Raw genomic sequence first — 13,029 nt, 5'->3', positions numbered from 1 at the left:
GCCGGCCTAATAACGCGGGACCGACGGATCGACCTGAGTCGACCAGGCGTCCATTCCTCCGATCAGGTTTTTTACATTTGCGAATCCCTGCTGCAGCAGGAATCCCGTCGCATCCGCGCTTCGCATTCCGTGATGGCACACGGCGATGATTTCGGCATTCCGATCTAGTTTGCCAAGCGATTGCTGAAGGGTTGCCAAGGGGACTAAAACGGAACCCTCCAGTTTGCAAATCGCGTATTCCCACGGCTCACGCACATCGACAAGCACGAGTTTGTCGCCGTTATCCAGCCTGGACTTGAGTTCTGTCGGCGTAATAGTAAAGCTCATTGCGGGTACCTCCCTCCTATATGCTGTGGCTGGATCTTAAGGAGCGAGAAAAGGTGGTGTCAACCCTGGTACGACATGGCTCCTCTTGGCGTCCTCAGGCCCTGGTGTGTCTGGGCCAGTGGCGCGGTGCACTCAGGGGGATCGAGGTAACATTTGACCAACGGGCGGCAGATCCTGCCTTGCGGAGGGCCCGTTTTTTGACGAAGTGTGCAAATATTGTCCTGGGAAGCAGCCGTTTCGAGCGTGAAATGGGCGCGAAATCTTACATAACCCATTGATTTGCCAACATACTATAATGCCCAGGTGCATATAGGGGCACGCAATTTGCTTAGACGTAAGGGGGAATTGTGGACGAAGAGAGTGCTACGATTGCTGTGCTGGTCACGACATCCACGGCAGAAGAGGCAGAGAAGATCGGACGGATGTTGGTTGAACGTCGGCTTGCGGCCTGCGCCAACATTGTGAGTGGTATGCGCTCAATATTTCGATGGGACAACAAGATCAGCGTCGAGAGCGAATGCTTGATGATCATCAAAACGACGAAGCAGCGCTTTACGGAACTCGAATCGGCAGTGCGACAGCAGCATAATTACGAGGTGCCGGAGATTGTCGCCCTCCCGGTTGTCGCCGGATCAGAGTCCTATTTGAATTGGGTGAGGAGCGAAACTGGTAAGTAGTTGAATTTGTAGAGAAAACTTTTGAAAACAAAGGGTTGACCATCGCGACTTAGATCAGTACACTGCCAAAAGTCAGCGGTTGGCATTCTTAGGTTGGATCCGTGAAGGGGAGAGCGTCTTATGAGCCAGCAAACGGCCGAAACCAGTGATGCTTATACCGTCGTCGTGTTTCGTGGATCGTCTTCGAAACCGCTGCGGTTTAGTTTCCCACGGAAATTCGTTCGTAAACTCCTGATTTTGGCTGCGATTTTAGTCGTAGCCGATCTGTTGGTCGTCTCCCACTATGTGATTCGGACCGGGGAAGTCTGGCAATTGTCGGCATTTCGGGCAGAAGCCATGGGTGCCCGAGAGCAAACCGCTGCCTTTTCCGCTGCCATCGATGATTTGAAGAAGCGTCTGTCGGTGATGGGCGAAGTGAACCAGCGTCTCCGTGTCATGCTGGGCATTGATGCGACCAAGCCGGCGGGTGATCTGGCCAATGGCCGGGGTGGTGAAGATGGTCCTCTGCCTGACGGCAAAACCGGTCTCCAGGGAACCGGTGCCATGGGGCCAGGAGGGGAACTCCGGCAGCAGGTTTCTGAACTGCGGGAAGGTACTCAAGCAAGCCTGGATTTTTCCACGGAGAGTATCGAGGAAGTCACCCAGCAGGTTCGTGAAAGCTTGGAAGCCCTGACCAAGGAAGCCGCCAATCAGGAAGAAGCCCTGCAAAATTTGACTCAAATCGCTGAGCAGCGCTCGGCGCAGTGGGCCTCCACTCCTTCCATCTGGCCGGTGCGCGGGTGGGTCACCTCAGGATTTGGCCCACGGGTTTCCCCGTTCACGGAGAAGCCGGCTTGGCATGATGGTCTCGACATCGGGGCTCAGGCAAATTCTCCAGTCCAGGCTCCCGCCCTCGGACGAGTGGTCACAGTGGCGTTCGACTCAAAGATGGGAAATATGGTGAAGCTGGACCACGGTTACGGGATTGAAACTGTCTACGGTCACCTGGCGAAATCGCTCGTCAAGGAAGGGCAGCGCGTAAAGCGTGGCGATGTCGTCGCTCTCGTCGGGAGCACCGGCCTGTCGACGGGTCCGCACCTTCACTATATGGTGAAGAAGAACGGTCAAGCCCTCGATCCGACGAAGTTCATTCTGGATTAAATGCCAAGTTTTCCAAGCCTTTACTGAGGCTGGAAGCGTTCGTCTCTCCTGCTGTTAGTTCCCTTCCCTGGTTGTCTTTCCTCTTTGCCGCCCATACTGTATAGCTGGAGTAGTGGTATACTCCCGCCGCGTGATTGTGACCTGTCCGCACCAGATTCCGCAGGTGTGCTTACTATTGCTGTTTCGACGGGGGACTGTGCATGACTGATCTTGAGATAGCCCGTTCCGTTGCTCACAAGCATATCTTTGAAGTTGCCCAGGGGTTGGGCATTCATTCAGACGATCTCCTGCCGTTCGGACGCTACAAAGCCAAGATCTCCCTCGACTTTGCCGAGCGGATACACAATCGACCGCTTGGGCGGTACATCTTGGTGACCGCCATCAATCCAACACCGTTAGGCGAAGGCAAGACAACAACCTCGGTTGGATTGAGCATGGCCCTGTGCCGGTTGGGCCACCGTGCGGCAGTGACATTGAGACAGCCTTCGCTGGGACCGGTCTTTGGTATCAAGGGCGGAGGAACCGGTGGTGGACGTGCCCAGGTCTGGCCCATGGAGGATATCAATCTGCATTTCACCGGCGATGCCCATGCTGTCTCGGCGAGCCATAATCTGCTGTCGGCATTTGTGGATAATCATCTCTTTCACGGCAATGTGCTCAAACTGGATCCGCACAGAATCAGATGGCCACGGACACTGGGTGTAAGCGATCGAGCGCTCCGCGACATCGTGCTCAGTGCGGAGGCGGGACCGCGGCAGGGGCAGTTTGTCATTACCGAAGCATCGGAAATCATGGCGGTGCTGGCGCTGGCCGCCGACCATGCCGATCTGCGTCAACGCCTGGGCAGAATCTTTGTCGGCCTGACGGAAAGCGGGGCGATGACCACCGCAGAGGCATTCGGTTGTGTCGGTTCGATGGCCGTACTGCTGAAGGATGCGTTGCTGCCGAACCTGGTGCAGACCTTGGAAGGCACGCCGGCATTCGTGCATGCCGGACCGTTCGGTAACATTGCCCATGGCAACTGCTCTGTTGTCTCGGATCAACTGGCGCTGCGTTGCGCGGAGTATGTCATTACGGAAGCCGGATTCGGCAGCGACTTAGGCGCGGAAAAATTCTTCAACATCAAATGCCGCACATCCGGCCTGCGGCCTGATGCGGGCGTCGTGGTCGCGACATTGCGTGCGTTGAAGTTGCATGGTGGCGGCGGGACGGTCAAATCAGGATCCCCGCTTCCCCCGGGGCTGACGGAACCGAATCAGGAGGCGCTGGAGCGGGGCTTTGCCAACCTTGAACAGCACATCGCAAACGTGCGGGCTCATGGTGTGCCCGTGGTGGTAGCCGTCAATGCGTTTAAGGACGATTCGCCTCAGGAATTGGACTGGGTCTGTGAGCGTGCCTTGGCTGCCGGCGCCTCAGCGGCTGCCGTATCGACACATTGGGCCGATGGCGGAAAAGGCGCGGAAGAATTGGCTCGGGCAGTCGTCAAGGTGGCGGCGCAAGGATCACAGTTCAAGCACCTCTATGATGCGACCTCGCCCATCAAGAAAAAGATCGAGACCATTGCCACCACGATCTATGGGGCGGCTGGGGTGTCGTATTCGGCGCAGGCCGAAAAAGACATCGAATCGGCGGTGCGATTGGGCTTCCAGCAGCTTCCCATTTGTATGGCGAAGACGCCCTTGTCGCTCTCGCACGATCCGGCACTCAAAGGACGGCCATCCGGATTCACCCTGCCCATTCAGGAATTACGGATCCTCTCCGGGGCGGGTTTTCTCACGGCTGTCTGTTCGGGCATTCAACTGATGCCAGGTCTGCCGAAAAAGCCGGCAGGCGAGCGCATCGATATCGATCCTCGGTCAGGGGAGATTGTCGGACTGGCCTGATTCGCCTTAACGCTGCTTGAGGAAGCGGAAGTATTCGGAGTCGGGACTGACGAGAATCGTGGTCTTGTCTTTGAGGGTTTTGCGATAGGCTTCCATCGTGCGTGTGAATTCGAAAAAGTGTGGGTCCTGCCGGTAGGCATCCGCGTAGATTTTGAAGGCCTTGGCATCGCCGCCGCCACGCAGCTCTTCTGATTCGCGATAGGCTTCGGCCAGAATAATCTCCCGGTCCTTTTCGGCTTCCGACTTGATCTTCTGCGCCTCTTCGGCGCCCTCCGCTCGGTATTGTTTGGCTTGCCGTTCCCGTTCCGCTTGCATGCGTGAAAAGACGGCTTTCTCGTTCTGTTCGGGAAGATCGGCCCGCTTGATCCGCACATCTTGAATCTCAATGCCGTACGCCGACGCTTTCTCATTGGCGCGTTGCGTCACCACGGCCATCAGTTGTGCCCGGGCCGACGACACGATTTCCGCTAGGTCATGCCGGCCTAACTCGACCCGCAATTCGGAATAGATGATGTCATGTAGGCGCTGTAACGCGCCGCGTTGGCTTTGAAACGCTTGGTAGACCTTGAGGGGGTCCGTGATCCGCCATTTGGCAAAGTTATCGAGCAGAAGCGTCTTCTTGTCCTGCGTGATCACGTCCTGCGCGTTGGAATCATAGTCCAGCAGCCGCTTATCGAAATAGGTGACTTCTTCAATGAATGGCACCTTCAGATACAGGCCGCCTTCGGTGACATTTCTGACCGGCTTGCCGAGCTGCACCACAATGGCGTTTTGAGTGACGTCGACAATGTAAAAGGGCGACGCGCCCAGGATCAGCAGTCCGATGATGATGCCAACAAAGGCGATCACAAATCCCTGTTTGCTCATGGTGTCCGCTCCTGCGTCGCGCCGGCTGGGGCCGGCTTGCTGAAACGGTCCAACGGGAGATACGGCAGGGCCCGTTCTCCGCCTTTGCCGTCGAGCACGAATTTGTCGATGTGGGGGAGCACGTCTTCAAGCGTCTCGATATAGATCCGCTTGCTGATGATGTCTTTCGCCTGGTTGTATTCCTTGAGCGTGGCGAGGAAGCGATTGGTTTCACCCTGGGCGCGATTCAATCGCGCTTGCGCATATCCCTTGGCTTGGTTGACCAATTGCGCCGCCTCTCCCTTGGCTTTGGGAGTGATGTCGTTCCGATAACCCTGCGCCTGGTTGATCAGCTTTTCTCGATCTTCCTTGGCATTGGTCACATCTTTAAACGCCGCGGCCACGGCTTCCGGTGGATCGACGTCCTGTAATTGGACGGCGGCTACCTGCACACCGGTTTTGTACTCATCCAGAATGTGCTGGAGCAGCTCCTGGGTATCATGCTGGATCTGGGCTTTGCCGGTTGTCAGGGCTTCGTCGATCTTGCTCTTGCCGATGACCTCACGCATGGAGGCCTCAGCCGCTTTCCCGATCGTATCGTCGATGTCCGCGACATTGAACAGGTACTCGCGTGAACTTTTGATCTTGTATTGCACGATGAATTCGATGGCCAGGATGTTCATATCGCCGGTCAGCATCAAGGCTTCCTGCGGGATCATCTGCTGGCGTCCCTGCCGGTCGGTGCGAAATCCGATCTCCACCCGGTGTAACTTTGCTACCTTGGGCTGCAAGACGCTTTCGACGACAGGAATCTTCATATGTGGTCCCGGCTCCACCACGCGAACCGGGATGCCGAATCGTTTGACGACGCCCTCTTCATCCGGAGCCACAATAAACGCACTTTGCCAGATGAGGAACACGCTGAAGGCGACCAGAAGCAGATTGCGGAACCCGCCGGTGGGGAGCAGATTGCGGAGTTGGCCCTGGGCCTGCTTGAAGGCCTGATCCAAATCGTCGCCCTTTTTGCTCCAAGGGTCTTTGGGGTCCCAGACCATCGTGTGGCTCAGTTGTTCAGGAGTGGTGAAGATGCTGAGGGACCACCTTAGCAAAGTGGGAACCTGCGAGCAATACTTAAGATGCGCAGAGGTAAAGCAGAGCCGATCGGCATCGTGTCAGCGAGGTGAAGGGGCTTGTCGCTGACGTTCCAGTTCTGAAATTCGGATTTCCAATTGTTGGATCAGCTCCAGAAGACGTTGTTGCGTGTCATTACCCGGGTCGGATTTTTTGTCGATTGCCGATGTGGGAGGATCGATTGGGACGCCGGAACCAGATTTGTCGTGAGACTGCACGGTGAGTGCCTGGTTCACCTGTTCGAGTTCGGCAATTCTGCGCGTGAGGTCCTCGATGGTTTGGCGTTCTGCCCTGTCGCTTGTAGGGCGAAGAAGAGGGGGCTCGCCGTCCGTATTCCGCGAGGGGCGGGCATGGTCCGAAAGAAGCGCTGCGTATGCAATCGATAAGGCCCGTTCCGGGTACCGGACGAGGCTTCCCGATCGGGTGTGCATTTGATAGGTGGGCTCCTTGAAGAACAGGGCAAAATCCTGTTCGCCGATTGAGATGCAGGGAGAGGTTCGTACGTACCGCAACGTCTCCCTCACGTCACTGAGGCGGTCGGTGGCGCCAATATCGGACAGGGTTGTGTGCACCGGATGTCTGAAATTGAAGAGGGCAATCGATAACACCTCGCCCCGGATGGCCAAGGCGCCGGAGGTGACCATGCTGCGAGAGTCTGACGCAGGCCTGGTCAGCAGAAACACCACCACTTCTTCGGAATTGGCCTGCGCGAAACCTTCCTGGATCGAAGGCGTCAGCCGGTCGAGGTCGGCCTCGTCAAAGAGAGGCGGCGTTCCGGGAGCCTGGACAAATGAATGTAAGAGGCCGACCTTTTCACGGGCGAGCAATGAGGCCAGTAGCGTGCGAGTCTGCTGTTCGCTGAGCTGTTTCGGGTGAGAGAAGAGCGGTTCCCCCACCCCGCCGGCACATGTCTGCGCCGGTTCTAGACGAACGAGGAGCTCATTCGCATCGTGGATGACTCTCGGGGCCGGACCCGTTGATACGCAGCCGGTGATCAGGGCTGCGAGAAGAACGGTACGCATCAGGTGGCCGGCAGGTCCTCTTACCATGTGAGCATGACACCAGCTAACGTGCAACACTTCACGTCTGATTGGTCGGAACAAAGGTCACATGTTCGTTCAGGCCTGGCATGGGTCCGACTTTCCGAATGCCTGCTTTCGTTCCCTTGTAATACGGAATCGTGGTGGCCGGATCGACATAGTCGGTCGTCAAACTGTTCAGCCAGCCTTTCGGATGCTCAAATAACATAAACACATGTCCTGGCGCATTCGAATCGGTCACCACGGCCATTGCCGAGACCGATCCATAGGGATTGAACAATTCGATCAGATCGCCGTTGGTGATGTCGAGGCTATGCGCGTCCTGCGGATGAATTTCCACATGCGGGAGCGGCTCGCGACCCATCACATAGGGTTTGCGGGCATCGTCATAGAGCGTTTGCCAGCCGTGATTGGCCCGCCCGTTGTTCACCCAGAACGGGTATCGGTTGTCGGCCATGAGGGCTTGTATCTGCGGGGGGAATCCTGGCCAGGCCGAAGGAATGAACGTGAACCGCTTCTCATCCATGTAGAGGCGCGTCGTGCCGACCGGCATGCCGTTGTTCATTCCCTGCACTGGTGTTTGCACGCCGTTTGTGCCGAGTGCCTTCAGCATGGCATAGGTCGTGTCCCCATAGTCTTCCTGCGCACCCTTCACGCCGGCAGCGGCGGCACGAAAGACCTCTTCGTCACTGGTCCAGGTGAATCCTGAAAAACGAGCGGCTATGTCCGCTTTGCCGTCGGCACGATATGCGAACTCTAGCCGCTGCGCCATGCGTGCCATGATTTTCCAATCCGGTTCGGCAATGCCCGGCGCGTCCATGAACTGCTGGTAGAGCCGGAGTCGCCGTTCCCCGTTGATGGAGGTGAGATTCATTTCGCCCCATTGGGCAGCGGGCAAGACGAGGTGGGCGTACTGGGCGGTCTCGGTCGGGTAAATATCCTGCACGATGAGAAACAGGCCCCCCTTGTCGAGCGCGGTCATGACGGCCGCAACCTTGTCATCAAGGCTACCGCCGCTGGTCGCGTCCAGCGCCTGATTCACGAGCGCGGTGCGTTGAGCGAGGGAGGTGCGGAATTGTTGCGCATTCAAGGTTCCGCCCACAGGATTGCAGCCGGCGACCCAGAATACTTTGGAGGCTCCGCCTTTCACGGCGACTTCATCCACATTGACTGGCGGACGTTGCCCCGGATACGGCGGCCGACTGTAGCCTTCCTGATGTCCGCCCAATCGACCGCAGCCGGTGCCCGGTTTGCCGAGGTTACCGGTGAGCAACGCAAGATCGACTACCGAGGCCACGTTTTCATAGTTCTTGAGCCCCCAGATCAGGCCTTTCTCGTAGAGGAACAGAGTTCGGCGTCGCGCCGCCATGGCCTTGGGTTTGGCGATCCATTCTGCCGCCTGCCTCATCTGGGCTTTCGAAATGCCGGTCAGCTGTACCGCTTCATCGAGACTCTGGGCGAGATTGGTTTGTTGGAACGCCGCGAAGTTGTTCGTTCGTTGCTTGATGAAGTCCTGATCCTGCCAGCCCTGTTCATGGATCAGGCGTGAGACCGCATTCAGGAGGGCAATGTCGGTGCCGTTGTTGATCTGCAGATGGAGAACGTTGTCCTTCCCTGCATGCGCTTCCGCCACCGCCACCGTCGAAGTTCGCCGCGGGTCCACGATGATCATTCTGCCGCGCGCATGAGGTTCTCCGGGCAACAGCTGGTGCTTCAGCGACAACGTACCACCGCCGAGATTGGGCAACATATGCTCGAGAAAGTAGATCGATTGGGTTTCATAGGAGTTCGCGCCGACCAGGACGATCGTATCGGCCAACTCGGCATCGAGGTACGCTGACGGAAGAGGGGCGATCCCGGCGTCACCGGAGGCAAACACCTCGCTGTTGTAGGCGGGACGGTTGTGGATCGAAGCCATCTTCGTACCGATGCCGGTAAAGAAAAATGAGCCCACGGCCCAGTTATTCTCGAATCCCCCGCCGCCGCCGCCGTGGTCGAAGCATTTCATGGCTATGGCATCCGGACCCCATCTATCCACATTGGCTTTAATCACGCGGGCGCCCAATTCGATCGCTTCGTCCCAGGTCGTGGGCAGGCGGCTGTGCCCGCGATACAGCAGTGGATGGGTCAACCGGTCCGCTGTGGGGCGGTCTGGAGCATAGAGGACGTCACCATGCGTGCCGCCACGGATGGAATGGTTTCCTTTGTTCACGACGCAGCCGTTGTCCGGTAAGACGACGACGTTGAATTGCCTGCCGTTTCGCTCGGTCACGACACTATGCATGGCCGGTGAGATCCAGGTCCCGGCTTGCTCCGGCTGCTGGGTTCTGTAGTCGGTTCGCAAGGCATTCTGGTGGGGCAGCGGTCCGCCTTCTTTGCCCAGCGGCCATTTGTAGACCTTATAGCCGCAGCCCACGATGCAGTAGGAACAGACGGTCGTGAATTGTTGGGCATCGGCGGGAGGAATGGGAACCCGGTCTTCGCCGTGATAGATCGAACTCATGCGCGAGATCTCCTCTTCATGCAGTCTCCGATTAGGCCAAGAGGTTCGCTTGGCGCCCGTACAGCAAGCCTCTGATTCCCACGGCGAATACGTTGCCTGCTGCATCGACTTCGAGTTCGAGCTGAGGCAGGTTGTCTGTCGCCTGCCCGATGATCAACAGGCCTCCCTTCTGGGCGTCGAACATGGCGTAATGAAGCGGGCAATGGAATGTCGCGCTGTCCGGCCGAAAGCTCAGGATGCCGCCCATGTGCGAGCAACGCCGGCTGAAGGCGACGATGTCTTTGTCCGGGCCGACTCCATTCACGACTGGTCGCCCCAGTTTCAGGAGCATGACCGGCGAGGCGTGATCTGGATAGGTGGTCAGCTGTTCACGGCCGATTTCCAGTTGTCCGAGGGACGCCAGCTTCACCCGAGGATACGGAAGGGTGGTCTTCAGCGTGGTGAGTTCGCCACTCTCAGCGGCTTGCGTGAGCGAGGGGAGGGCGTCTGCCGCACAGGCCCCGCCGACTACGCAGGCCCCGAGTTTCAGAAAGTGTCTTCGCGAGACGTCACTCATCATATCCTCCTGATGGTTCTGCAGCATTGTCGCTAGAGGGCGTATTGGAAGCGGGTGAAGACTTCGTAAATCGAGCGTTCAACGCTGGTCGCCTGCGTCCGGTTGGCAAGAAATCCGCCCATGGAAGCATAGGCGGCTCCAATATCGAGATTCAGATTCTTGGCGATGTTATAGGTCAGCATGGCGCCTGTTTCGGTCCCCATGTAATTGGTGCCGCCGCGAGCCCCAAACTCGCGGGATCGAGCTGCAGCAAAATAGGCGCTTTCCAACGTGCCGGTCAGCCGGGGCACGATGGGGAATTTCAACTGGGCCTGCACCGTCATCAGACCGGCTCCGCCATTGTTCAAATTGACGCCGAAGTCATTCACGTCGCCCGGTGCGTTCGCATTGAAAATATGTGAATAACCCCAATAGCCGTTGGTGCCCAGAATGGCTTCCGGCGTGGTGAATTGGTTCGACGTCTGTCCCGCCTTGTCCCCGGACGCATAGAGGGCGAACAGATTCAAGGTTGTCGGTCCGATAGGCATCGACCCCTCGAATTTTCCTGAATAGCCGGTGTGGTTGTTGCCTGTCAGCCCTGTGCCGATGCGGCCGCTGTTGAGCATGAGGTAGGCGTTCCATGCGCCACCGAAGAGGCCGCCGGATGCCGTCAGCGCGGCCCAGCTTTCGTGTGTGTCTCCGATGGAGATGTGTTCCGTTTTCCCCAGATTCAGGCTGTAAAAGTGGCCGCCGACTTTCATATCGTAGGCGCCGAGCTTGACGGGCCGGTTGTAATCCGCTACCCACATGTCGCCGTCTTTGCCGAACCCGGTTCCAATGGTGCCGGCTTTCAGGTCTGAGGCAATCCGGTAAAAGCCGAGGCGGTAGTCGCCGTCCCCTGCCTTTCCGCCCAGCGACGCACCGCCGACGAAAAAGTCCCACTCACCATCCCACAAGACCCGGCCGACCTGATCGATGGTCGGAAGAATGCCGACCACCAGGGTGTGATTTTCGATCGGGGTGACGTAGACATACCCGTAGCGGATGCCGCGGGCCTGCAGGCGATTGAAGGCATTCGGAGTGCCGCCGGCGTTGGCGCCGCTTTCTCCGCGAGGGTCACTGGCTGCCGGACTCGATCCGCCGAAGCCGCCTCGATACTCCATCTGCATGTAGGCCCCGACATTGCTGGAATCCTTGTGTTGAAGATCGAGCGCCAGGCGCATGCGCTGGCGAAAAAAATCGTAGCCGGTGGTGTCTCCATAGTTCAGTTTGCCGGTACCGGTTCCTGCCGTTGGCAGACTCCCATTATTGATACCGCTGGGGATATTGCTGGCGTTGTACACCACGCGATATTGCGCCCAGACGCGTAGCCGGAGATGTTCCACCGGGACGGCATAGGCATTCTCGTTGGCCGGTTCCGGAAACGGCAGATTGTCTGCTTGTGCGGGGGTGACTATGAACAATGCGACTGAGCCCACCAATAGGACGCACGAAAGCGCTGTGAACGCAGATAGCCAACGACGATGCATGAGCGGGGCATGGCTCCTTTGTCTGAGGTGTCGCGATCAAAGCGAGACGGTACTGATACATGAATGCATTGAGATGTGTCTATATGTGTTGTGAGGGGGACCACCCGGTGAGATGCCGTCGGGCAGAGAAACGAATGTTAAGAGAATCGTGAGAGGAGGAGGTAGGCCAGAGCGGCGAAGCCTCCGGCGGCGGGCAGGGTGATGACCCAGGCCAATACCATGTCGCGCACGGTGGTCCAGCGCACAGCCATCACGCCCTTGAGGAGTCCGATGCCGATAATGGCGGAACTGCTGACATGGGTCGTTGACACCGGCAGGCCGAGCCAGCCGGAACAGAGCACGAGCGTCGACGTGGTGAGATTTGCCGTCAATCCTTCCGCATGGTCCATCCGCGTGACCTTTTCGGCCAGCACCTCGGTGACGCGTAATCCGCCCACATAACTTCCCAGGCCCATTGCAACGGCCACTCCTCCGAAAGCCGAAAACTGCAGCCAGGTGCTGGGCCAGGTCGCCGTCGTGCTGCCGAGCAACAGCATCGCGACGATTTTCGGTGCGTCGTTCGTGCCGCGTGCAAACGATGCGAGCCCGCTGGAGAGCCAATGGATCGTATCGATGTCTACGGCCAATCCGCGCAGCCCTGCGCGGTCACACTGAGCCGGCACCGCGACGAACGGTTGGCCGAAACCTGTGCTTTGGAACACAATTCGCGTAATGCCCCGAGCATCAACGGTAAAGAGTGCGCGTGAGGCCGGCATCAGGCACAGGCAGGATCCTCCCCATGTTGCCGCCGCCCGTCGCATGGCCGGATGCAAGAGCAGCGAAAGCCCGAAGGCGAGGAAGGGGCTCAACAGCAAGGGAAGCGCGATTTTCTTCCCGATGGCCGGCCATAACAACCCCTCGCCTGCAAACGCGATCAGGCCGGTTCCCACGATCGCACCGGTGAGTGCATGCGTTGTCGACACGGGGAGCCCGGTTCGTGACGCCACGAGGACCCAGGCCATCGCACCAAACAGAATGGCCAACGCGATGGTTGGCGAAAGAACGGTGCCGGTTTGCAAGAGACCGTTGCTGAAGGTCTTCACCATCGCCCCCGCGACCAGGGTGGCGAATCCGGCTCCCGCGACGGTCCAGGCCGTTCCCCACAGAATCGCCGTCCGGTAGTTGGTCACGCCACTGCCGACCAGCGTAGCGATGGCTTTTGACACATCATTGGTGCCATTGGCATAGCCCAACGCCAACACGAGCGCAAAGGTCAGCAGAGAGAAATCCATGCGGTCTCTTGTGCGGAATGGTCAACCAGTTGAGCCAGTGAGGCTGCAGCGAGGTGAGTCCGCCGAGGTGTGCTGGACAAGTGAGGTGAGACAGGCACAGGACTGAGCACGAAGCTGGGCGGCGGTTTCAGCATCTGCTTAGGTTAC

Annotated in this window: 11 protein-coding genes; 3 read left to right on the top strand and 8 right to left on the bottom strand. The window is 58.2% G+C overall.

Annotation, left to right across the window (positions count from 1 at the left end):
* Positions 1–6: 6 nt before the first annotated feature.
* Complete coding sequence (locus tag JNL86_06575) at positions 7–327, bottom strand: rhodanese (GenBank protein MBL8042566.1); 321 nt, start codon at positions 325–327, stop codon at positions 7–9.
* 347 nt (positions 328–674) lie between these two features.
* Between JNL86_06575 and JNL86_06570 the strand changes: the two genes are divergently transcribed.
* The 3 genes from JNL86_06570 (at position 675) to JNL86_06560 (ending at position 4,027) form a co-directional block, all read left to right on the top strand.
* Positions 675–1,004 carry a divalent-cation tolerance protein CutA gene (locus JNL86_06570; protein MBL8042565.1) on the top strand — a complete coding sequence of 110 codons (330 nt, stop codon included), beginning with the start codon at positions 675–677 and terminating at the stop codon, positions 1,002–1,004.
* A gap of 120 nt (positions 1,005–1,124) precedes the next feature.
* The gene (locus tag JNL86_06565; GenBank protein ID MBL8042564.1) at positions 1,125–2,144 is read left to right on the top strand and encodes a M23 family metallopeptidase; all 1,020 of its coding nucleotides are present in this window, start codon (positions 1,125–1,127) and stop codon (positions 2,142–2,144) included.
* Positions 2,145–2,344: 200 nt separating this feature from the next.
* Entirely contained in the window at positions 2,345–4,027 is a 1,683-nt protein-coding gene (locus tag JNL86_06560) for a formate--tetrahydrofolate ligase (GenBank protein MBL8042563.1), read from the top strand.
* Positions 4,028–4,033: 6 nt separating this feature from the next.
* Here the strand turns inward: JNL86_06560 and hflC are convergent, their stop codons facing one another.
* From hflC to JNL86_06525, 7 genes are all read right to left on the bottom strand, one after another.
* Entirely contained in the window at positions 4,034–4,894 is an 861-nt protein-coding gene (gene hflC, locus JNL86_06555) for a protease modulator HflC (protein MBL8042562.1), read from the bottom strand.
* Positions 4,891–5,928, bottom strand: coding sequence for an FtsH protease activity modulator HflK (gene hflK / locus JNL86_06550; protein ID MBL8042561.1), 1,038 nt, complete (start codon positions 5,926–5,928; stop codon positions 4,891–4,893). Before hflK ends, hflC begins: the two co-directional genes overlap by 4 nt.
* Before the next feature lie 117 nt (positions 5,929–6,045).
* Entirely contained in the window at positions 6,046–7,026 is a 981-nt protein-coding gene (locus tag JNL86_06545; GenBank protein MBL8042560.1) for a hypothetical protein, read from the bottom strand.
* A 58-nt stretch (positions 7,027–7,084) separates the two neighbouring features.
* Positions 7,085–9,547 (bottom strand): arsenate reductase (azurin) large subunit, encoded by a 2,463-nt coding sequence (locus tag JNL86_06540; GenBank protein ID MBL8042559.1) that lies wholly within the window; start codon positions 9,545–9,547, stop codon positions 7,085–7,087.
* Positions 9,548–9,578: 31 nt separating this feature from the next.
* Positions 9,579–10,106: an arsenate reductase (azurin) small subunit gene (locus JNL86_06535; GenBank protein ID MBL8042558.1), complete on the bottom strand. Its 528-nt coding sequence runs from the start codon at positions 10,104–10,106 to the stop codon at positions 9,579–9,581.
* A gap of 29 nt (positions 10,107–10,135) precedes the next feature.
* A complete protein-coding gene (locus JNL86_06530) occupies positions 10,136–11,611 on the bottom strand; it encodes a hypothetical protein (GenBank protein MBL8042557.1) in 1,476 nt (491 codons plus the stop codon).
* A gap of 137 nt (positions 11,612–11,748) precedes the next feature.
* Entirely contained in the window at positions 11,749–12,882 is a 1,134-nt protein-coding gene (locus tag JNL86_06525) for an inorganic phosphate transporter (protein MBL8042556.1), read from the bottom strand.
* Between the last annotated feature and the right edge of the window lie 147 nt (positions 12,883–13,029).

Source organism: Nitrospira sp. (genome assembly GCA_016788885.1).
Taxonomy (GTDB): domain Bacteria; phylum Nitrospirota; class Nitrospiria; order Nitrospirales; family Nitrospiraceae; genus Nitrospira_A.
The sequence above is the reverse complement of the archived record's forward strand: the minus strand, read 5'-3'. Positions and strand labels throughout refer to the sequence as shown.

Excerpts from the sequence above, each read along its gene's own strand:
- JNL86_06575 (MBL8042566.1), bottom strand. The coding sequence starts at position 327 with ATGAGCTTTACTATTACGCCGACAGAACTCAAGTCCAGGCTGGATAAC.
- JNL86_06545 (MBL8042560.1), bottom strand. The coding sequence starts at position 7,026 with ATGCGTACCGTTCTTCTCGCAGCCCTGATCACCGGCTGCGTATCAACG.
- hflK (MBL8042561.1), bottom strand. The coding sequence starts at position 5,928 with ATGGTCTGGGACCCCAAAGACCCTTGGAGCAAAAAGGGCGACGATTTG.
- hflC (MBL8042562.1), bottom strand. The coding sequence starts at position 4,894 with ATGAGCAAACAGGGATTTGTGATCGCCTTTGTTGGCATCATCATCGGA.
- JNL86_06565 (MBL8042564.1), top strand. The coding sequence starts at position 1,125 with ATGAGCCAGCAAACGGCCGAAACCAGTGATGCTTATACCGTCGTCGTG.
- JNL86_06525 (MBL8042556.1), bottom strand. The coding sequence starts at position 12,882 with ATGGATTTCTCTCTGCTGACCTTTGCGCTCGTGTTGGCGTTGGGCTAT.
- JNL86_06535 (MBL8042558.1), bottom strand. The coding sequence starts at position 10,106 with ATGATGAGTGACGTCTCGCGAAGACACTTTCTGAAACTCGGGGCCTGC.
- JNL86_06560 (MBL8042563.1), top strand. The coding sequence starts at position 2,345 with ATGACTGATCTTGAGATAGCCCGTTCCGTTGCTCACAAGCATATCTTT.
- JNL86_06530 (MBL8042557.1), bottom strand. The coding sequence starts at position 11,611 with ATGCATCGTCGTTGGCTATCTGCGTTCACAGCGCTTTCGTGCGTCCTA.
- JNL86_06540 (MBL8042559.1), bottom strand. The coding sequence starts at position 9,547 with ATGAGTTCGATCTATCACGGCGAAGACCGGGTTCCCATTCCTCCCGCC.